The sequence below is a fragment of the Burkholderia sp. 9120 genome (genome assembly GCF_000745015.1).
Lineage (GTDB): Bacteria > Pseudomonadota > Gammaproteobacteria > Burkholderiales > Burkholderiaceae > Paraburkholderia.
Window position 1 is genome coordinate 1,342,469 of sequence record NZ_JQNA01000002.1, and the last position, 19,668, is coordinate 1,362,136.

Genomic DNA, 19,668 nt, shown 5'->3' on the forward strand with positions numbered 1-19,668 from the left:
GGTGTAGTCGCCGCAGCGTTCAACCGCAGCCGACCGGCGACGCTACCTGCGCCGCAGTTTGGCGAGGCGCGTGGCCGTGTGGATAAGACGCTGGAAGAGGCGCTGCCCCTTCCGGCTCACGACCGTCAGTTGCTCGACCTCATGCAGGTCAATCCGGCGATCAGCAACCGCACGCACCACCTCGCCTGCGACTTCGCCGACATGCACCTGAAGATCGAGCGTCGCACGGGCGAGCGCGTCTACGTCATGAGTGCCGTCGACCTCGGCCAAGGAGGCGTCGCTTTGCCTTTCAGCGATTAGGCCGAAGCGCTCGTTAAGCGCGTGTAACGGGTCCAGATAGTGCGGCTGACGCTTCTCTTCCATCCACTCGACCAGCAATTCAAACATTTCCATCGAGAGACGGTTATCGCCTTCACCACGCAGTCGCAGACGTAACGACTCTGTGGCGATATTCTTGCCGCGTCGCAGCGTCAGGAAGTTCGCCGCGTCTGCCACACCGCCGGGTGTGTTGCGCACTGACGAGTACAAGACGTCAAGCCATTCTGTTTCGCTGTATCGACAGGTCATCCGGTATGTGCCCTCTTTGCATTTGTGCGCTTTCATACTGTGCACGCCAGACCCACGCTTTTAGGATGCAGGCGTGTAGATACTCGAAAAGACTTCAATGAGACGCACAAGCGCCAGCAGACGCCGCCGCCTGCTCCGGGCGACGCGCGAAGTAATCGTGCAACGCCTGTACCGTGGAGACGCGCGGATCGGAAACTACGCCGCTGGTGATTTTGGTGAGCGTCGGATAGGGGACGCCCGATTGGGCTGCCACATTGCGCAAATTGCCCTTCTCGCGAAGAAGACGCCGACGGACGGCGCTGAGCCACTGTTCGTGATGCTGTTCCATATCAGCCTCCCGTGATAAACGAACCGGGAGAATACCCTTTAATGGTTATTTCTGCAACGAAAACTACCCGCTATGAGATAACCATATTTGGCAACATGCCTACATGACAGCAAAACGCGCGAACGAAATACTCGCCCGCAACATACGGCGACTGATGGATGGCCACCCGACCCTGGCCACACAGACGGCGCTCGCGCGCAAAGCAGGGATCTCGCAGAGTTCGATCCAGCGCGTCCTGACGGCTGCGGTACACCCTCAACTCGATGTGATCGAGGCCATCGCGAATTCGTTCAGGGTGACTCCGGCGCAGCTATTGATGGAGGATCTTGATACCGGCACTGTCGAGCCCCCCCGCGACCATGCGGAGTTGGGCGGCCTGTCGGAGATCGACAAGGAAAAAGTCGCGAGTTATGTCCGGTTCCTGCGATATGAGAATCAGACTAAACCCCGTCCGGAGGGAGTCGCCGGGGAATTCATTCGCCTCTCCGACCTCAGGGAATTAAGCATTGACGAACTGGCGCAAGTCATGCGCCCCGCGCTTCGTGAGCCAAACGATAACACGCTCACGAACCATGAAACAACGCACTCAGAGACCAAGCCAGCAAGACGTCGCACGGGTAATTAGCATCGAGCAGTATCGGCGCCCTGACCAGCCCCGATGCACCAAAGAACATCCACTCGCCCGCAGGGCGAAGCTCATTCAGGCGACTGCAGACGCACAACTTCAGGACCCCCACGCGCTACCTATAGCCACCGCAATGGTGGTTCTGCGCTCCGATGGGCGCTTGTCATCCGTGACTGAGGCGATCGAGCCGGAACAGATCAACCTCATTGCCGACGAACTCGAAAACCTTGCCCGTAGACTCCGGGCAAAACGCCGCAGTCGACCAACCACCCACCATCAACGCGGCTTCAGTTGCCTGGGCAGCATCCTCTCGTTGGCTTTTCTGGCAGCGACCTACATCAATGAGAGCGCGGCAGTGGATGTAGCTCTGTCGCTTGCGGCTCAACTGTCGATCGCGATCGTCGCGCGTCAACGCACTTAGCCAGTAGCAGCCGAGACCCAAACGGGTTTCGGCTACGCTTTCTTACGTTTGAATATCCATTAATGGATTGACACGCATTGCCATAAATGGGTAATCTTCGGTCCCAACGCGATCCTGCGTACCCCGGAGAACATCATGAAAAGTGTCGACAAGCATTCGCCAGCACGCCAGGCGTGGCTTCGCTCCATCCAAGGGCTGCCAACGGAAATCCCCGAAGGCTTCACGATCGTCCGTCAAAGTGACTTTGAAAAGTCCACGGTATGGCGAGCCGTCTTCGTATTCGCCGCCATCGTCATAGGCATCTCGCTTTGCCAGCCTGATCAGGCCGAAGCTCCGCTTTCCACCTATCGCGTCACGACCTAGTCGGACGACCTTTGCGCTGCGTATCTGCCTCGCTGCCTGTAACCGGCATCGAAGCCGTCCGAGACAGCCGATCAATCCACGCCGGACGGACAACGTCATCCCGCTGGCTATATCGAGCCAAACCGCAATGCCAAAACTAACCGCTACTTTTCCCACCGAGCCGTCACGCCGGGACACCATTCGCCTCCGCTCGATCGTCAAATACGATCCGATGGCGCCGCGTGCAACGACGACCATGATGGTCGGCCAATACGTTGTCGCATGCCGTCCATTGCATGGCAGTGTCTATACGCTTTACATGATCATGGTCGGCTCGACGGTCGTTCACACATCGATCTCCGTGCCGAACGTCGAGGATTGCCACACGGCCATCACGAAGCACCAACGCCGCATCGCCGTCGCGCTGGCCGACAAGACGATTGCCAAGGCAAAGCGCAAGCCCCGTGCATTGCGCGTGAAGGAGGCAGCGTGAGCCGCCGCCGCGCGCCGCAGTCCACCAAACGCGAGCATCCCACCACTTACGCAGCAATCGTGAAGGCTGCGGAATGGGATCACGCGTATCGCGTGGCAGAGCTGAAGTTGGCCGCCAAGATGATTATCGCGATCGAAGCGGATCTTGCCGCGCTGGTAGAGATCGGGGTCTATTACTCGGTCGACCGCTATTCGATGTATCTCGTCGATTGCGGTGGCACAGAGACGATGCGCCGAAAAAGGGCGCTCCGCATCCGCAACTCGATAGCAAATCCGGATCGCATGGCCTCCGCCTTCCTCGCGCGCAGCTGGATCGTCGAGGAGGCATATGTCGACGGCTTCCTCAGCAACGTCACTCTGCGCCGACCAAAGACCCAGGTACGAGTACGCCTCGACTGTTCTGCCGAGTTCGCAACACAACTTCGCGGACAGCCGTCCGAGGAGGCCGCGTGACTTTCGCCCTCCTAGTCGCCCTCACCACTTGTTGCACAGCGTGGTTTTTCACCGGCCCCGTTCAGCAACGTCACATCGGTTACCTGTTCGGCCTCGCCGACACAGTTCTCTGGCTCTTCGCCGGCGTGTCAGCCGGCAAGCTCTTCGTCGTCATCGTCGTCGCGTTCTGTACGCTTTGCTTCGCACGGCCGTTCCTGCGCGTGCGCCTGCACTCCCGCCTCCGGAGGCAACATGGTTAATGACCTCTCCCCCATTTGCAAGGCACTGATCAGCCTGTTCGCCAGTACGGCGACCCCACTCACGATTAGCGACATCGAGAACGCGCTGGTTGACGCCGACAAGCCCGCCGTCCGCGCTGAGCTGCAGATGTTGGTCCACTCGACCGTAGCGAATCAAGCCATCCGCTATGTAGACGAACGGCTCGTCTACTGGCTCGCAGGAACTCCCCTCGAGCCCTTCGACGAAACACTGCGTCACTACCCGCCGACGTCGATGGAAATCAAATGGAGCGCCGCCGGGCGTACGTATGCTGTCGGACATGACGTCACGCTCGCGGACGTCGGAGGCATTCCTCGCGCGCAGGAGAGCCAACATGCCTAAGACCAGCCCCCTCGTACTCGACGCCATGATCGTCACCGGCAACACCAAAGCAGCAGTCAAAGCCGCCGGCGGAGGATCGTCAGACTTGTGGACCGTCCCGCCCAGCGAGATCCATTGCGACCCGCGAGACAACGTACGCCCGCTCGATCCAGATCACGTGCGCCATCTTGCCGAGCTAATCAAGGCCAACGGCTATGACCGTAAGCAACCGCTTGGCTGCTTCGTGCGCAAGATCGGCGGAGAAGACCGTATTTTTGTGTACGCCGGCCAGCATCGCTACCACGGTGCACTTCTGGCCATCGCCGAGGGCGCTGAGATTGACCGCCTGCCTATCGTGATCGACGATGCGAAGTCGGTCAATCGCACGAATCTTATCTATGCCGGCATCACGACCAATGACGGCGAAAAGCTGACGCCCCTGCAGCTCGCCGAGAAGGTGATCGAACTGCAGGAGTTGGGCGAGTCGAACTCGACCATCTGCAAGCGCCTGCACATCACCGACCAGACGATCCGCGATGTCGTGTTGCTCGCCCGCGCGCCAGCAGCGCTACACAAGCTTGTCCGCGACAAGGTTGTGTCGTCGACGTTGGCTATCGAAGAGATCCGCGCGCACGGTGGCGAGAAAGCGCTAGAACGCTTTCAGATCGCCGCTGCAAAAGTATCAACCGGCGGAAAAGCGAAGGTCACAAAGAAGGCTCTCGACAAACCCGCCACGCACAAGATCACCGATGTCCAGGCAAAGCAACTTTTGCAGGCGTTGCAATCGGTCCTGCACGACCCGGTGTTTGGCAAGCTCTCACCCGGCACGATCGCAGGCGTCCATGCCGCGCTCACTCCACACGCGGATCTGCTCGACGCTGTATCGACCAAACGCAAAAGGCGTCCTGTTCATTGCCCCAATGCCAGCGGCGTCTTTGCTGAATGCGAGACTATCTGTGCGCCGAGCGTGCGGCGGACCGGGCGGTCGCCGGCTGAGATTCACCTCGCACAGCCTGACGAAGGTGCCTGGATCTATTCCACCACGCTGCAAGTTGGCAACAGCTACACGTCTTGCCTGCCCTCGATGAATGACTTCGCGTCAACGTACCCGACACGCGTGCAGGCGATCCGTGCGGCAGTGAGCGAACTTACGCGCGCACTTGACCAAGCCCATACGACAAGCACAAAGGAAGCGCCAACGGTACGCGCGTGGCTCGACAAGCTTTGGGCGATGCCAGACCCGGACTGGACTGCGGAGATGGCACAGGAGATCGCCAAATGACGGTTCGCGCGGCCACTTCTACCCCACGTCAGCTGCCGCGTAAGCGGGAAGCAGCGGACAAACGCCCAAGGCTTTCCCTCGCTGGCGCCGTCCCGGCGCACGCATCGAACAACGACGTCAACAGCAACGGGCTCGTGCCCGCCAAAGCGATCCAGAAGAAGGCAAGCGAGTCGGATACCCGCCTCGCTAACCTCGCGCAGCTCGACGCCTTGCGCATCGAGATCCGTCTGCTGGTCGACGTCATCGCTCGCAGCGCAGACGTACAACTACTCGACCTCATGCGCGACGAGACAGGCAGCTATAGCCGGCATAAAGCGGCACAAGAGGCGCGCACGTGGGCCGGCGCTGCCGGAGTCACCCTCGAAACGGGATTGATGCAACTCGAGCGCGCGTTGCGGCCTGCGTTGATCTGAGGAGAAACAGAATATGCGTACAAAAAACGAAGGCCGCACCCCGACACAAATGTCGGTCGACCTCACATCTGCACCTACCGAGCGCGAAATCGTGTCGATCGAAAACAGTGCCTCGATCGCTGCAATCCTGTTCGCGCTCGAAGCAGGCGAGGGCATGACTTGGCTCAGCTTGTGGAACGAAGGAAGCTTCGATCACTGCCGGCGCTACTGGCCTGAAGCGCCGAAGGAATGCTACGTGGGCGCTGACGCGTTGATGCCGGAAACGAAAGCATTGCTCGCAACGCAAAACTCGCAGCGGGGCATCAGCGATGCTGCGCGCGACGTCCTAGCCGAGCGTCGACGTCAAGTCGAGGTCGAAGGCTGGGCGCTGGAACACGACGACCAGCACAACGCAGGCATGCTCGCAGTGTCCGCAGCCTGCTACGCATTGCACGCGGCTGCCGCTCTCAGTGCCAAAGACTCAGCGTACTGGTCACGCACTTTTGCCAAAACCGCTTGCGCGCTCTGGCAATTTGACATCGAGTGGTGGAAGCCCAGCACGACGCGCCGCGACCTTGTTAAAGCCGGTGCGCTGATCCTCGCCGAGATAGAGCGCCTCGACCGCGATCCGGGTGACGAGTCGGCCAATCACCACATTGCCGGAGGCGACCTGTAATGCCCTCAAGTGAGCCCATCGATCGGCGGCCAGGCCTTCGCCAATTGGCTGAAACGCTGCAGCGCCAACATCCAACGTGGACCGCAGCCGCTTGTGCAAACGAGGCAAAAATACAGTGGACGCTCCAGCGCACAGAACGAAAGACAGGGGGCAAAGCATGACCCAAGGTCGAGCGCCAATCAGTTCAGGCCGATATGTACCTGTAATGGTCAACGGAACCCGTCAGTGGGTCCGCGACCAAGTTGCTTTGCAGGCAGATATTAATGCCCTGCTCGAACAGCATGGCGGCCTGACAAAGAAGCGGATCATCATGGCCGCAGCGACCGCGCAATCAGCCGTCGACGCCGCGATCGAGACAATGCTAAGGGAAGGACGCATCGAACGCTACCGCGCCATGAGCGCGCGTCACCGGTTAGATGAGCACTTTTGCATTGCCGGCAAATCGCCTGCCCAAATCAACGCCGGCAAGATCGTCAGCTACAACGCACTGGCCATCCTCACCGCCATGCAGCAACACGCAGCAACTATCCACGCAGAGAGCGCAACCAAATGAGCCTACTAACCCGCGCATACATTCTCGAAAAGTTTGGCCCCCGCATGACGATGGGCCAGCTCGCGACCCTACTCGCCATGTCTGAGGGCACGATCCGGAACCAGGTCAGTGCAGAGACATTTCCGATCCCGACGTACAAGGAAGGCGCAGCACGCTATGCGCCATATGACGCGGTGGCAGACTACCTTGATGCGATGTCCGAAAAAGCCCGCGCGATGGCCGCGTGAGCGGCAAGAGGCGGACCACACGGCATCAAGCCGCAAACATGTCGGACTGTTCGTGCTTTAGTGTATTGATCTTTTCGAACAGGCGGATCTTGGCATCCGCCTTTTTCAATGCCGCCTCGGACATGCGCGACACAAGCTGCTCGAGCTGCGCCACGTCGCCGACGTCCTTGAACACCTTGTCCTTGTTGACGAAGACGCGCGCCTTCTTTTTTCTACGCAACAACTCGATCACGTTGCTCAGCGTCCCGGTACTTTTCGTATCCCAGATCATCAGGCCGTAGTCAGCCGCCTTCGCCATCTCAAGATCCTTCGCGGTGAAGAATGCGCGCGAACCCGGCTCGTACGAAGTGTCGACCGTGTGCACGGTCCAGTCGCCGACATTGTTGCGCGGAACCGAGCCGCTGCAATACACGACCGCACGCGCAGTTGACCGCTCGCGCAGGTATTCCTGAATCGAGGTATCGGCCCCATCAGCATCACCGACAAGAACATCGTAATCCGACGCGATGATCTTATCGATACACTCTTTGACCTTCACATCGAGGTGCTTGATGGTGATCGACCCTGCTATGAAAACTGTAGGCATGTTTACCTCTTGCTAGTTAGCGCGGCAACGTAAATACCGGCAATCTTCGGGTATGTCCGAAGGACTGCGACTGCCGCCTCAGCCGTCGCACCACTGTCGTAAAGATCATCGAGCAGCAGCACATTGTGCTTACCGTTGCCCTCGATTTGATCCTCGTACGAGAATGCATCCTTCACCGCCTCAACTTTGGCCTCGCGGGTCGGGATGTCCTTCATTTTCTGGCCACCCGCCTGCTTGAATAACAGATGGTGGAAAACCGGTGTATTTTTAATCCGTCCCAACGCATTAGCAACTTCCGCGACCGGCTGTCGCGCCCTCGCGCTCGTTGCGGGCATTGGCACAATCAGTCCAATATGCGGCACAAGCGGGCCGATGTTGCAAGCGACGGCTTGCGCCAGAAGTTCCGCGTTGTCCCATCCGTTCCGATACTTCAACTGGAACACCGCCTCACCTGCCTCAGTGCGGGTATTGTCAAAGCGCGGATGTCCGTACTCGTCGTCGCCGGTATAGACGCTTGACAGCATGTGCTTATCGAGCGCGTAGCCCTTGTCCCAATTACCGTAAATCTCTCTCAGATTAACCTTCATCTTGACCCCGGACCGTTAGTGTTTTCGTTATGCAGCCTTGACCAGCTTCAGCCGGCCTTTTTTTGCCACTTCAGCCGGATCAAGATTAGTGTATCGCTTAAGGTTGCGCCAGTCCTTATGCCCCGTCACGGTCGCCACCTCGGGAATCTGCCAGCCGGCTTCAAAGAGAGCACTTGTCGCCTCGTGCCGCAGATCGTGCAGATGCAGGTCCGCGATCCCCTTGGCGTCGCAGGCCTGCTTGAAGTACTTGCTTGCCGTGCCCTTGTCGAAACGGAAGATGAATTCGTTCTTATGCGGAGGCAGCGTCGGATCGGCTTTACGCTTTTCCGCATAGCCGTCCGGCACCTCATAGCGCGGCTGACGCATGATGACTTCGAACGAGTCGCCGATTAGCGGAATCCATTCGTTGTTACCAATCTTCTGCCTCGGATGCTTGCGGTCGCGCACCAGCGCCAGGTGATTCTCCGAATCGATATCGTCCCAGCGCAGACCGAACAGCTCCCCACGGCGAAACGCGCACTGCATGGCCACGCGCAGCAGATCCGGCATCGCCTGCTGCCGTTCGGGATGCTCGCTGAACCACGCAAAGATTTTCCCAATCTCCTCCGGAGTCGGCCGCCGCTCACGGCGCTTACCCGCTTCAATCAGGTTCAAGTGGTGAAGAGTCGGCCGCGCGATGCCGGTCGCGTCAGGCAATGTCAGACCGAATAGCGAGGCGGTATGACGCATGACCGTACCGAGCTTCGAGATATCCATATCGATAGTGAATCCTCCAGCTCCGGACACCTTGCGTTTCTGCGCGAACTGGACGATCCGCTTTGTAGTCAGCTTGGCCGCAAAGTCACTTTCGAACTCATCCTGCAGACGTTGCAGAATGTAGTCCTCATTCGATTTCGGCTTAACCGGACGACCCGATTCCGCGCGCGTCTCGCGGTATTTCTTCACGAGCTCGCCTACCTTGATGCTGCCCGAGTCGACCGCGTTCTGGCCATTTTCAATCTCCACCTCTTTCGCCCGCGCCCACGCCTCCGCCGCGCCTTTCGTTTTGAACGTTTTTGCTATACTCTGGCCGCGCTTGCGTACCTGAGCACGCCAGCGACTGCCCACCGGCAGGATCGATGCCATGGTTTTCCCGTCAAAAAAACTGTAGCAGTGCCAGATCACTTTGCGATGCCACAGGGTCAATTTGTAGCAAAAGTGTAGCAGAGACGGCGATAAACTAGGCTTCACAGGGTGTCACGGCGCTTCATTTAGGAAGAAGCAGAAAGGCCGGAAACGCCCGCCGGTTAAGGCTCAGACCAATGCCAGCAAGGGTTTGATCCACCCATTGCCCATATCCATCTCCCTGTAGTTCAATGGATAGAACAAGTGCCTCCTAAGCGACAATAGCCATAGGGTAGACAGGGCATTTTCTATAAAAATCAGTCAGTTATATCCCGTCCTATACGTCCTTATCCAGTCCTATCCCGAGGTTTCGCGTCCCAAATTTGTCCCAAATTTCTTGGTCAAATGATTAGGATTGCTATCAATCAACCCAAAAACCGCACAAAATTTAGGCAGACTCGGGACGAAAAAAAACCACCAAAAGGTGGTTTTGATGGTCCCGCGACCAGGAATCGAACCTGGATTTGAGTCTTAGGAGGACCCCGTTCTATCCATTGAACTACCGCGAGACACATGCCGAAGCAAGCCCGTTATGATAGCACCTAGCTATCGAAGGCACCACCAAGCACTGACTCAAGGAATCTAGGCCCAAGACGATTGCATGACCCAAGACCTCATAGGAAACTATGGGGTCATTTCATTTTCGGGGTCAAAATGGGATTTTTGAGCAGTCTTCTCTTCTTCATAGCCTTCCTCTTTGTCATCGGTGCAATCGTTGGCATCTTCGATCCAAAGAAATTTGCCCAAGCCGACAAGCCAGCACCTACCAGAACACGAGCTTTCTTCACTTTCGCTGTCTTTGCTTTTATCTTCCTAGTTGCTGGTGCTGTCACCAAACCTGATGACAAGCCTGCACAATCGGCACAAAAGGCTTCTACAGCCCCGGCTGATGTTTCCAGTTCGAGTGATGCAACCGCATTCATCAACAAGATGGAAAGCCGTATGTCCAAAGACGATGTCAAAGCCTTTGCTGGACAAGACCATATTGTTAACGCCTTTGGTGGCCCATTGGCTCAAATCAATGTTCCACAATCCGATGAAGAAAAGAAATATCTGGATGAAAGTCTTTGTGATGATTGCGATCCGGATGTCAAATTTCTAGCCTACATCAAAAAAATCTATCCTGATGTCTTCAAGGTGAAGTTCAAGCCCGATGCAGACATTGCAAATGGTGACAAAGATACCTACAACCAATACAGGAATAGCTTTTATCTGGGATTGTATTTCGCCAAACAAATCAAGCTGGCAAACAATCAAACCCTATTTGATTTTTTGACAAAATGCAGCCAATCAGTTAGGGCATCGAATTCAGCTCAGGTCGGCTACGATAAGCAACAGAAAAAATACATCTACATGCAATACTTTCCTATTCTCAAGCATGCGGAAAGCGGCAAGCTGGATGATGTCAATGTCCTGTTTGATAGGTATGGCGATAGCATCAAAGCCGACAGCCCATTGTTTTCCACCAGCATCCTGAGCAGCTCTGATTTTATGGAAAAGCACGGATTTGTTTGCGCAAAGTAAAAACGTTACTGCGACTATGATTGAAATCTCCGCATCAGCAGGTTTTGGCGCAGCCCGGAGTATTGGCACTTTCAAACAAGGTCTGACATGGGTTCTCCATGTCTCAAGCGTATCGAATTTCAACACTTTACTACAAACCAGGAAATCACCTTGGGGAAAGACCATATGAAATAGCCGAATGTTTTGAATTAGTCCAAAAAAAAGCAAGAAGTCCCCAAGGAACTCCGGAAAGACCCGTTGACCAACTACTAGAAGGTCTAGGATGCACAAAGGCTCCCAATTGAAGTTTTTTCGCATTGCTCATTGAATTTGCAAGCATGAATAAAACCACAATAAAAGCGGGCGATATAATTTTGACCAGATCCGATACGGCATCAAGCAAAATAATTAGATATCTAACTGGTTCCAAGTGGAGCCACGTGGGAATTGCGGTAGATGAGTTCAATATCCTAGAGGCTGTCCCCGCCGGTAAATCGGGCATTGATTCCACCCCTGACGTTCGAGTTATTCCAATTTCTGAATTTAAGGAAGGGAAATCCGCTGCGCTTCATTTTTCCCGCCCCGGGCATATGACGCACAATCAGTTGACAAAACTCAAAGATTTTTCGATCTCTAAAATTGGTAAAAAATATACATTAATGCACGCGGGACTCACCACATTTTCTCCCCTCGTGAAATATATATTTTTTATTATCGCGATATGTTCGATGGTCGATGTTTTTCTTTTAAGTACGCCCGGTCATTGGACAACATCAATTCTCGCATCCATGTCAGTTGGCGCGATTGTTTTATTTTTTTGGTTTATTATGGATAGATCCATTAAATCGGAGTGGGGCATTGAGTGGACGGAGAATTTTTTTAGAAAATTCAGCGCAGGTAATTGGCTTGTCGAGCAGAAACATCAATTCTCTTGCTCAAAATTGGTCTTGATGGTCGACACTGAAATTGGTGGACATCTGCATTTGCACTCACCCGGAAAATACGATGTGCAACCCGGACACATCGCCAAGGCGTGTAAAAATATGAATTGGGCGCACACTCCTTTGGTCGTGTCGAAGGATTGATAAAGCGGCCACAAATCGAAAATGAGGGCTTCTTAGTGGAGCCTTTTATTTATCTCTCAGAATACCACTCCTCATAGTGGTAGCCGAACTGATGAGTTCCCTTTATTCCATCAATATAAGTCTCATGAACCTGAAAATCATTGTTAGTTCGGATCTCAAATTCATACTTCTCCCTGCCAATCCAGCCCGGAATTGATACCAATATCACTCGAAAATCTTTAACATAGAGATTTTGATAATCATCGTCCCGGCATCTTGGCTCCTTCTGATCTTCGTCTTGCGTTGGCCACCATTGGGCATCTTCGATTCTTTTGAGGACGATCGGCTTGAACAGGCGGAGAAGCCAGTTAGGATTCTCGGTCGGCTTGAATACGGCAAAGCTATAAATGACCGATGCGATCGAGCCGGGATTGAATAGCACCAACTTGACGAGGAATCGCCCATCAAGTTGCTCTGTGTTGACATATTGTAGAACTATCCGGCTGCTTCTATGAGTTTTCCTTGAAATGAAATAACTCAGCTGTTGTGTCCGTCTGTTCTTGATGGCGATGTAGAGGGAAACAATTCCTACAGGCCAGCCTAGAATACCCAGAATCGTAAAAATTTTCTGTAGTGTTTGTAGATCCATATCTTGGCAAATGAGAAGATCAGATACATAAAATCAAATTGGCAAGCTACTTTTATTTAGCACGGAGGATGATTTAAAATAAGCCAGTCTCGAGACTGGCTTTTTCATTTCCACCATCCTTATCCTTTCGACTCACCTTGATTCGACCCTAACAATCCGTTGAAAGCACTATTTATTTCGTTCTTATACTCACCAACCAATCTCACAACCCCATCGTTTGGAATATAAACAAGTGCCTTGCCATTCCGCGAAAAATTCTCTTGATGCGACTCAAAATCCTTTTTTGCGGACTTTGTCAAATCTTTCCCACCGGCCAAAACATGCAAATCGGTATTCGGGTGTTTTTTAATGTCTTGTACAAATTTCTTGACCGCAGCCCCCGTCAATTTTTCTCTTGTTGTTTTGACATCAACCCTTGCCTCAATCTGTTTTCCTGTGTCGCCAAGAATTTCCTGAACTGATGGCAAATTTTTCCCCGCACCGATCTCACAAAAAGACAATAACGCTTTAACATCGCCCCTCAGCGAATAATCGACCCCCAAATCCGATTGGTTGGTTGTTGTATGGCGTGTGAAATCAAGACTATCCTCACGGATAGCCGCCCCTGCCAGAGCGATGCCAAAGCGCATCTCACCATCTTTCCCCTGATTTTCGCTCATCGAATCACTCCAGCACCACGACAACAGCGGCCGAATTTGCAAAATTGTCGCGCTTGAGCTTAATTAAGCGATAAGCACCTGAAATAGCCATAAAATCAAGCATCAACTCGGAAATTTCGGATTCAGATTGAATTTTCTTTATGCTCTCCACTCGATCAGACTCCAATATTTCAATCAATTTTGAAGTGAGACATTGCAGAGAAGCATCAATTTTCCCATCATCTATTCGAGTCAACTTGACACAGTCTTCAAAATCAGAATCCTCATATAAATTAGATTCACTGAGCAGCCCCATATTGAAAAAAGCATCAACCAAATCACGACCAATGAAATTCGATAGAATTATCGCTTTCTCGGGTTCAAACAACCGCCCCTCAGAGTCACATTGATACTCAATCAAAGACAAATTTTTTGACATATATTCCTGCCCGATTTCCAGAATTTTCAATAAAGCTTCTGTTTTCTCCTGCCGCTCCTGTTCGCCCATCACAACCTTTCGAATAAATAACACTTCATCAGGTTTGGAGAGATCCACCATCACCGAACTCAGATTTATCCATGGCTTCAATCTCAGCGAAAAAGGTCTCGATGTCGGTGAAGTTACCCTTCTTTATGTATTCTTGATTCAGATCCAGAAGTTTCAACATGGCTTCTGTTTGCTCTCGCCGTTCCTGTTCATTCATTGCGACCTCCCGGTTAGCCACTACATATGGCCAATACTACCCCGCCTCGGGCCAAGAATGCCCGAACCCATGAAGCCATGCATGTTCCACGCAGACGACACGTGGCGCCTAAGAGGGGCTAAATGCGATGACCGCCAATCGCTTGTTTTTTATTGATGAATTTCTTTATAATCAAAAATTAATTTGCATGTCCCGAATTTGTCCCAAAGCAGCAAAATTCGCATGTAACCCATTGATTTTATTACACGCGACTAGAGTCTCCTAAGCGCTAGATACAGGTTCGATTCCTGTCAGGGACCAAGAAGCATCCCAGCCTGTCCCGGATTTACCCAGAAAAGCCCCGCACGCCTCGCGCTGCGGGGCTTTTTGTTGCCACTATTGCCTACATACAGTTGCCCAGCCCAAGCAAGACGCTCCGGGGGTACAGCCCGGCACCTCACCAAACACGCCCCAAAAACCACCCCCGCATCGCCCCCACCATCAGAAAAACAGCAAAATGTCCAAATCCCACAGGTTCGAGCGTCATTGTCCAGGCGGCGCAAATTGCCCGCCGACAACCCAATCCATGACGGAGATTCAAGATGCAATACATGTTGATGCTCTATGCGAATGAAGGCGGCTGGAACAGCCTGACGAAGACCGAGCAGGAACAGGGCGTGGCGGCCTACGCCGCGTACACGGAGGCATTGAAAAAGGCAGGCGCGCTCGTGGCCGGCGGCCGTCTGCAGCCAACCGCGACAGCAACAACCGTCCGTATCTCAGACGGCAAATCACAGGTGCTCGACGGCCCTTACGTGGAGTCGAAAGAGCAACTAGGAGGCTACTATCTCATCGACGTACCCAATCTCGACGCCGCCCTCTCGTGGGCCTCACGCTGCCCGACCGCGAGTCACGGCGTCGTCGAGGTGCGGCCGCTTTGGCACGCCGCAGGCTGAGCTGAGCCATGAACCGCGTCTCAGGCAAAGTATGAACGCATGAACTTGCCCAACGACGCCATCAACGCGCGCGACACCGTAGACGCTGTCGCGCGCCGCAGCTTCGGCAAGCTCGTCGCCTTTCTCGCGGCACGTACGCGGGATGTAGCGGCGGCCGAAGATGCGCTATCGGACGCATTTGCCTCGGCGCTGGCCACCTGGCCGCACAACGGTTGTCCGTCGAACCCGGAAGCGTGGCTGCTCACCGTCGCGCGTCGCAAGATGATCGACCTCGCCAGGCGACGCCGCACCGGCGAGGCGGCTGCCGTGCAATTGCTGCTCCTCGGGCCGGAGTTCGACGACGGCGCGACGGACGCCGGCATCCCCGACGATCGTCTCCCGCTCATGTTCGCCTGCACGCATCCGGCGATCGAAGCGGCCATCCGCGCACCGCTGATGCTGCAAGTGGTCCTCGGCCTCGATGCGAAGATGATCGCATCGGCGTTTCTCATGTCGCCGGCCGCCATGGGCAAGCGTCTCGTGCGAGCCAAAAACAAGATCCGCGAAGCCGGCATTGCGTTCAGCATCCCCGAGCGCGAGGAACTTGCCGGCCGGCTCGACGCGGTGCTCGACGCCATCTATGCCGCCTTTACGGAGGGCTGGACGGATCCGGGCGGCACCGACATCGCACGCCGCAACCTCACCGACGAAGCACTGTTTCTGGCGCGGCTCGCAGCCGACCTGCTGCCGCGAGAACCGGAAGCGCTAGGCCTGCTCGCCTGCATGCTGCATGCGCAGGCGAGGCGTCGCGCGCGACGCGGCGAGGACGGCGAATACGTGCCGCTTGCCGAGCAGGACCCGGCACTGTGGGACTGGCCATTGATCGACGAGGCCGAAGCGCTGCTACGCCACGCCAGCGCGCTGGGTTCGATCGGGCGGTATCAACTCGAAGCGGCGCTGCAGTCGGCGCATGTTCATCGGCGCCGGAGCGGACACGCCGACTGGGCCGCAGTGGTGCAGCTTTACGAGGCGCTCGCGCGGCTCACCGGGTCTCCGGTGGTCGCGATCAACCGGGCGCTCGCCGTCGCGGAACTGCAGGGCGCGAACGCCGGCCTGATCGCGCTGCAACAGGTGGCCGCCGACGCACGGCTCGCGCAATATCAACCGTACTGGGCGGCACGCGCGGAGCTGCTCGCGCGGACCGGCGCGCATCGCGAAGCTCGCGATGCCTACGACATGGCGGTCGGCCTCGAACGCGACCCGGCGGTGCGCCGCTTCCTGCAGCGGCGCCAGGCCGGATTGGCGAACTGATCTTCTGTCGGCCGATGCGCCGCGTACGTCCGGTGCGCGAAGACAATCGCGTTCACTAATGCGATCGAACCTAGCGGCGACGAACGCCGCACGACTATCCCCTACTGACGCGCAACGGGCGTGAATCCATACCGCGTCAATACGTCCTGCGCGGCGGGACTCATCAGATACAGCGCGAGCCGATACGCGGCATCGCGCGTGGCGGCGTTCTGCCGCGACTCGATAACGGTCATGCCATAGTCCGCTGCGATGGCCAGCTCCGCCGGCAGCTCGACCTGCGTCAGCGTCGTGTCGGGCGTCGGTTCGTGCGAGCTGCAATAGCCAATGAACACGTCGATGCGTCGCGTCGTCATGAAGTATTTGACCGGATTCTGGCCGGCCGGCACTTGAGGGGCGACGGCGCCGCCAACCAGCTGCTGCGCCTTCGCTTCGAGTGTTTGAGTCGCTCCCGGGCGAACGGTGCCGGCCTTGGCGAACAGCGCCCACGCATAGTCACCGCCGGGATCCGACTTCGGCGTCGACGTGCCGATCTTGACGTTCGGATCGAGCAGCTTGTCGAGCAGGTTGCCGGTCGTCAGGCCGACGTCCGGGCGCGCCTCCACGCACAGCCGGTTTCTCGCGAAGACGACGGTGGGCGCCGCCTTGCCTTCTGCGCTGAGTTGTTGCGGATGCGCCATGTTCGCGGAAACGAAAATGTCCGCCTTGGCCGAGTGCTCGATCTTGTCGAGCAGCATGCCGGCCGGCCCGCTGACGAGTTCGACCGGCTGACCGGTCTCGCTCGTGTATTGGCGCGTGATGGCGCCGAGCGCGCCACTCATGCTACCGGCCGTATAGATCGTGATGGCCGGCGCCGCGGATGCCTGCTGCGCCGTGGCGAGGCAGGCGTTCGTGGTCAGAAAGGAGAGCAGCAGCGTCCGCAGCAGGATGGATTGCGATTTTTTCATGTTTAGAGGTCGATCTGGATTGACGCGCGAACGGTGCGCGGGGCGCCGAGTGTGGCGGTGCCGCTGTCGCTGCCGGTGTAGCCGCTCTGACCGGCCGGCGTGATGTTGGCCCAGTAGTGCCGGTTGGCGACGTTATCGACGCCGACCCGCAGCGTCACAGCTTTGGCGGCGATTTTCGTGCGGTACCGCGCGCCGAGATTGAAGATCGTGTAACCGTCGACGTAATCGCTGTTCGAATAGTTGGCCGCGCGGCGGCTCGCATAGTTCATGTCGACGTTGAAGCCGAGGCCGGCCACCGTGGGCACCGAGTAATCCACCAGCGCATCGAACACCACGCGCGACAGACCAAGAATCTGCGTGCCGTTGGTTGCTGCGACACCGGTGTTGTGCAAACGCGGATCCAGCAGCGAAAGTCCGGTGTAGATGTTGAGATCGCGGGTCACGGCGCCCGTCGCGGTCAGTTCGAGCCCACGGTTGACCTGCTGGCCGCCTTCGGCGAAAACATTGTTCGCTTCCACCAGCGCATACGGCCGCTCGATGCGATACAGCGCGGCGCCGAGCGTCGCGCCCGCCATGTCGACCTTATAACCGAGCTCCCATTCCTTGCTTCGATACGGCGCGAGGGAATTGCCCGCGTTGAGCGTGCCCGACGGGGCGATATCGCCCTGCTGCAGGCTGTCCGCATACGTGAGGTAGGCGGTCATGTTCTCCTGCGGTTTGTACATCAGGCTAACCGTCGGACTGACGCCATCCGCGGAATATTTGCTCGTGATCGTCCCTTTCGCGTTGTAGTTCTCGGCGTGGATCCAGCTTTGGCTGGCCGCTAGCAGCATCGACCAGTGCGGGTTGAAGCCGATCGTGTCGCCCACGTTGATCGACTGCTGGAACGTGCTGACGGAACGGTAGCGATGCGAGAAGTCAGGCAACGCGGGCTGGCCGAAACTCGCCGGATTGTTGAGGTTGCCGGTGCCGAGCGTGATCGCGCCCGTTTGATAAGGCGTGTACCGATTCCAGTAGAAGCCCGTGGTGGAGACGAACACGTCGTGCGTCAGGCCGGCGAGTACGACGTGGCCGTTCAACGCGATCGTATTGCTGATTACCTGGTCGAGACTGTACGTGGTCGTCGCCGTCGTTTCGGTATAGGCGCCCTTGTTGTTGGTGAGCGTGAGCGTCGGCACGGTCGAAGCGCGGTCGTTCGTTTCGCGCTGCACGCCGGCGCTCAGGTGCCAGTCCGGATTGAAGTCGTGCTTCAGCGTGGCGCTCATCATGTTCGTGACGTTGTCGTCACCGGCCCATGACTGGCCGTAGCCGACCGTCGACGGGTTCGGCGCGGCGGGCAGCAACACGTTCTTCGCGAGGGCGAACGTCCCGGGGAAGCCGGTGTCCAGATAATGGTACGTGCTGAAGTTGGTTTCGAGCCGTGTGTCCGGCGTGAACCGGATATCGAAAGCCAGGCTCGCCAGGTCCCGGCGCAGGCGGCTGCCCGAGACATAACCCTCGCCGTTCTGGTTGAGCAGGTTGAGCCGGTAGCCGAAACGATCGTCGTTGCCGAAGTGCCCGCTGAGATCCGCGCGCTCGGTGAACAAGGCGTTCGACTCGTAGCCGAACGTGAATTCGCGCAGCGGCTGGTCGGTCGGCCGCTTGAGCACGTAGTTGAACGTGCCGGCTGGGCTGGCCGGTCCGTAGAGCGCGCCGGCGAGGCCGTTTAGTACCTGGATGCTGTCGAACTGCTCGATTGGGTAATCGGTCGTCGCAGCGATGTTCATGCCGTCAATGCGCGTGTTCTGCACCACGCCGGCCTGCATGCCGCGTGTTTGCGGCCGGATATTCAGACCTTGCACCGAGGGGATGAAGCTGAACGCCTCCTGCACACTGCGCAGTTGCTGATTCTCAGCCAGCGACCTGGGGATGATGTTGATCGAATACGGCGTGTCGAGCAGATTTTTCTTGCCCAGCGGCCCGACGACCGCCTGATCGACCCGGTACGAAGGGTAAGGCGTGGGCTTGATGCCGGTGACGACGATCGGGGTCAGTTGAGCGTCGGAATCCTGCGCATGGGCCGGGACGGTCGCGGCGACGCCTGCGGAGACGACGGCAAGCATGCGTAGGGTGCAGCGGGAGGGTGGTGTCATTGAAATTGCCGTTACGAAATATTGCGGTTCGCAATATTCGGCGAAATATAACGGGGTGCGCGAATTCTTGTAAGGGCTCAGGTGCAAATAGTCGAAATAGCATAAAAATTGGGCTGGTCGAGCGAGGGAAGCGTCGGCCGCGCTACTATCCGCAACACCTGGCTTGAGACGAACTGGATGGAACTCTGGATTCAACCCCGCGCCGCATGCGCCGACCTGCACGGCCAACCGTCGCTTGTCGATCCGCACGGCGAGTTGCTGCTCGACAATGTCGACTGGAAGGAAGGTCAGCGCGCGGCGGAGAAATACACGTGCGCGCGATGCAGCGGCGTGATGGATCGCGCGCTGATGGGTAAGCCGGCACGGCAGCTTTGGACGTTGATGAATGCGGGGCAGCATTGAGCCCGGCGGTGGCTAATCGGACGCGGCTGGGCTTGAAATCCCCTTGGCGGCGAGCAGCCGATTGCGTCCACTCGTCTTGGCTTCCTACAACGCCGTGTCCGCAACGAGGATCAGTTCCGTCGGCTCACTCGCG

General features: G+C 56.7%; 28 protein-coding genes and 1 tRNA gene. 17 read left to right on the plus strand and 12 right to left on the minus strand.

From position 1 onward, the window contains the following. Positions 1 to 42: 42 nt before the first annotated feature. A complete protein-coding gene (locus FA94_RS14210) occupies positions 43 to 567 on the minus strand; it encodes a hypothetical protein (protein ID WP_197070289.1) in 525 nt (174 codons plus the stop codon). Between the two features lie 94 nt (positions 568 to 661). Continuing rightward, the gene (locus FA94_RS37995; protein ID WP_081935928.1) at positions 662 to 895 is read right to left on the minus strand and encodes a helix-turn-helix domain-containing protein; all 234 of its coding nucleotides are present in this window, start codon (positions 893 to 895) and stop codon (positions 662 to 664) included. A 103-nt stretch (positions 896 to 998) separates the two neighbouring features. On the opposite strand from FA94_RS37995, the gene FA94_RS37280 reads away from it, so the two are divergent. From FA94_RS37280 to FA94_RS14275, 12 genes are all read left to right on the plus strand, one after another. Further along, complete coding sequence (locus tag FA94_RS37280) at positions 999 to 1,520, plus strand: helix-turn-helix domain-containing protein (RefSeq protein WP_081935930.1); 522 nt, start codon at positions 999 to 1,001, stop codon at positions 1,518 to 1,520. A gap of 160 nt (positions 1,521 to 1,680) precedes the next feature. Beyond that, on the plus strand, positions 1,681 to 1,941 hold the full coding sequence (locus FA94_RS14225) for a hypothetical protein (protein WP_156126630.1): 261 nt from the start codon (positions 1,681 to 1,683) through the stop codon (positions 1,939 to 1,941). Positions 1,942 to 2,076: 135 nt separating this feature from the next. After that, positions 2,077 to 2,304 (plus strand): hypothetical protein, encoded by a 228-nt coding sequence (locus tag FA94_RS14230; RefSeq protein WP_035552154.1) that lies wholly within the window; start codon positions 2,077 to 2,079, stop codon positions 2,302 to 2,304. A gap of 127 nt (positions 2,305 to 2,431) precedes the next feature. Continuing rightward, positions 2,432 to 2,776 carry a hypothetical protein gene (locus FA94_RS14235; protein ID WP_035552157.1) on the plus strand — a complete coding sequence of 115 codons (345 nt, stop codon included), beginning with the start codon at positions 2,432 to 2,434 and terminating at the stop codon, positions 2,774 to 2,776. Further along, a complete protein-coding gene (locus tag FA94_RS14240; RefSeq protein WP_035552159.1) occupies positions 2,773 to 3,228 on the plus strand; it encodes a hypothetical protein in 456 nt (151 codons plus the stop codon). Before FA94_RS14235 ends, FA94_RS14240 begins: the two co-directional genes overlap by 4 nt. Further along, positions 3,225 to 3,467 (plus strand): hypothetical protein, encoded by a 243-nt coding sequence (locus tag FA94_RS14245; protein ID WP_035552161.1) that lies wholly within the window; start codon positions 3,225 to 3,227, stop codon positions 3,465 to 3,467. Before FA94_RS14240 ends, FA94_RS14245 begins: the two co-directional genes overlap by 4 nt. Then, positions 3,460 to 3,828, plus strand: coding sequence for a hypothetical protein (locus FA94_RS14250; RefSeq protein WP_035552164.1), 369 nt, complete (start codon positions 3,460 to 3,462; stop codon positions 3,826 to 3,828). The genes FA94_RS14245 and FA94_RS14250 overlap by 8 nt, the downstream gene beginning before the upstream one ends. After that, positions 3,821 to 5,089, plus strand: a complete 1,269-nt coding sequence (locus FA94_RS14255) for a ParB/RepB/Spo0J family partition protein (protein WP_035552167.1) — start codon at positions 3,821 to 3,823, stop codon at positions 5,087 to 5,089. Before FA94_RS14250 ends, FA94_RS14255 begins: the two co-directional genes overlap by 8 nt. Beyond that, positions 5,086 to 5,502, plus strand: a complete 417-nt coding sequence (locus FA94_RS14260) for a hypothetical protein (protein WP_035552170.1) — start codon at positions 5,086 to 5,088, stop codon at positions 5,500 to 5,502. Before FA94_RS14255 ends, FA94_RS14260 begins: the two co-directional genes overlap by 4 nt. 13 nt (positions 5,503 to 5,515) lie before the next feature. Beyond that, a complete protein-coding gene (locus FA94_RS37285; protein WP_156126631.1) occupies positions 5,516 to 6,157 on the plus strand; it encodes a hypothetical protein in 642 nt (213 codons plus the stop codon). Between the two features lie 157 nt (positions 6,158 to 6,314). Further along, positions 6,315 to 6,710, plus strand: a complete 396-nt coding sequence (locus FA94_RS14270) for a hypothetical protein (protein ID WP_156126632.1) — start codon at positions 6,315 to 6,317, stop codon at positions 6,708 to 6,710. Continuing rightward, positions 6,707 to 6,937, plus strand: a complete 231-nt coding sequence (locus FA94_RS14275; RefSeq protein WP_035552175.1) for a hypothetical protein — start codon at positions 6,707 to 6,709, stop codon at positions 6,935 to 6,937. The genes FA94_RS14270 and FA94_RS14275 overlap by 4 nt, the downstream gene beginning before the upstream one ends. Before the next feature lie 25 nt (positions 6,938 to 6,962). On the opposite strand, the gene FA94_RS14280 is transcribed toward FA94_RS14275, so the two are convergent. The 4 genes from FA94_RS14280 to FA94_RS14295 all read right to left on the minus strand — a co-directional run bounded on the left by FA94_RS14280 (position 6,963) and on the right by FA94_RS14295 (position 9,783). Next, positions 6,963 to 7,523 (minus strand): hypothetical protein, encoded by a 561-nt coding sequence (locus FA94_RS14280; RefSeq protein WP_035552177.1) that lies wholly within the window; start codon positions 7,521 to 7,523, stop codon positions 6,963 to 6,965. Between the two features lie 2 nt (positions 7,524 to 7,525). Further along, the gene (locus FA94_RS14285) at positions 7,526 to 8,110 is read right to left on the minus strand and encodes a ComF family protein (RefSeq protein ID WP_035552179.1); all 585 of its coding nucleotides are present in this window, start codon (positions 8,108 to 8,110) and stop codon (positions 7,526 to 7,528) included. 27 nt (positions 8,111 to 8,137) lie between these two features. Next, positions 8,138 to 9,235 (minus strand): site-specific integrase, encoded by a 1,098-nt coding sequence (locus FA94_RS14290; RefSeq protein ID WP_035552182.1) that lies wholly within the window; start codon positions 9,233 to 9,235, stop codon positions 8,138 to 8,140. 473 nt (positions 9,236 to 9,708) lie between these two features. Beyond that, positions 9,709 to 9,783: transfer RNA gene (locus FA94_RS14295), tRNA-Arg, on the minus strand. A 145-nt stretch (positions 9,784 to 9,928) separates the two neighbouring features. Here FA94_RS14295 and FA94_RS39440 point away from each other — a divergent pair. Together FA94_RS39440 and FA94_RS38000 are read left to right on the plus strand one after the other, a co-directional pair. Further along, a complete protein-coding gene (locus FA94_RS39440) occupies positions 9,929 to 10,798 on the plus strand; it encodes a hypothetical protein (RefSeq protein ID WP_231584956.1) in 870 nt (289 codons plus the stop codon). Between the two features lie 317 nt (positions 10,799 to 11,115). Further along, positions 11,116 to 11,862, plus strand: coding sequence for a C40 family peptidase (locus tag FA94_RS38000; RefSeq protein ID WP_081935932.1), 747 nt, complete (start codon positions 11,116 to 11,118; stop codon positions 11,860 to 11,862). Positions 11,863 to 11,911: 49 nt separating this feature from the next. Here FA94_RS38000 and FA94_RS14305 read toward each other — a convergent pair whose 3' ends face one another. From FA94_RS14305 to FA94_RS39135, 4 genes are all read right to left on the minus strand, one after another. Further along, on the minus strand, positions 11,912 to 12,490 hold the full coding sequence (locus FA94_RS14305) for a hypothetical protein (RefSeq protein ID WP_035552183.1): 579 nt from the start codon (positions 12,488 to 12,490) through the stop codon (positions 11,912 to 11,914). Between the two features lie 119 nt (positions 12,491 to 12,609). Then, positions 12,610 to 13,149: a hypothetical protein gene (locus FA94_RS37290; protein WP_051980577.1), complete on the minus strand. Its 540-nt coding sequence runs from the start codon at positions 13,147 to 13,149 to the stop codon at positions 12,610 to 12,612. 4 nt (positions 13,150 to 13,153) lie between these two features. Further along, positions 13,154 to 13,687: a hypothetical protein gene (locus FA94_RS14315; protein ID WP_156126633.1), complete on the minus strand. Its 534-nt coding sequence runs from the start codon at positions 13,685 to 13,687 to the stop codon at positions 13,154 to 13,156. After that, a complete protein-coding gene (locus FA94_RS39135; RefSeq protein ID WP_197070206.1) occupies positions 13,665 to 13,832 on the minus strand; it encodes a hypothetical protein in 168 nt (55 codons plus the stop codon). Before FA94_RS39135 ends, FA94_RS14315 begins: the two co-directional genes overlap by 23 nt. A gap of 581 nt (positions 13,833 to 14,413) precedes the next feature. On the opposite strand from FA94_RS39135, the gene FA94_RS14320 reads away from it, so the two are divergent. Next, positions 14,414 to 14,767 (plus strand): YciI family protein, encoded by a 354-nt coding sequence (locus FA94_RS14320; protein ID WP_035552189.1) that lies wholly within the window; start codon positions 14,414 to 14,416, stop codon positions 14,765 to 14,767. A 39-nt stretch (positions 14,768 to 14,806) separates the two neighbouring features. Beyond that, positions 14,807 to 16,057, plus strand: coding sequence for an RNA polymerase sigma factor (locus FA94_RS14325; RefSeq protein WP_035552192.1), 1,251 nt, complete (start codon positions 14,807 to 14,809; stop codon positions 16,055 to 16,057). Between the two features lie 101 nt (positions 16,058 to 16,158). Here FA94_RS14325 and modA read toward each other — a convergent pair whose 3' ends face one another. Continuing rightward, positions 16,159 to 17,001, minus strand: coding sequence for a molybdate ABC transporter substrate-binding protein (gene modA / locus FA94_RS14330; RefSeq protein WP_035552193.1), 843 nt, complete (start codon positions 16,999 to 17,001; stop codon positions 16,159 to 16,161). A gap of 2 nt (positions 17,002 to 17,003) precedes the next feature. Next, on the minus strand, positions 17,004 to 19,133 hold the full coding sequence (locus FA94_RS14335) for a TonB-dependent receptor (RefSeq protein ID WP_156126634.1): 2,130 nt from the start codon (positions 19,131 to 19,133) through the stop codon (positions 17,004 to 17,006). 177 nt (positions 19,134 to 19,310) lie between these two features. On the opposite strand from FA94_RS14335, the gene FA94_RS14340 reads away from it, so the two are divergent. Then, entirely contained in the window at positions 19,311 to 19,535 is a 225-nt protein-coding gene (locus FA94_RS14340; protein WP_035552198.1) for a hypothetical protein, read from the plus strand. The last annotated feature ends 133 nt before the right edge of the window (positions 19,536 to 19,668 follow it).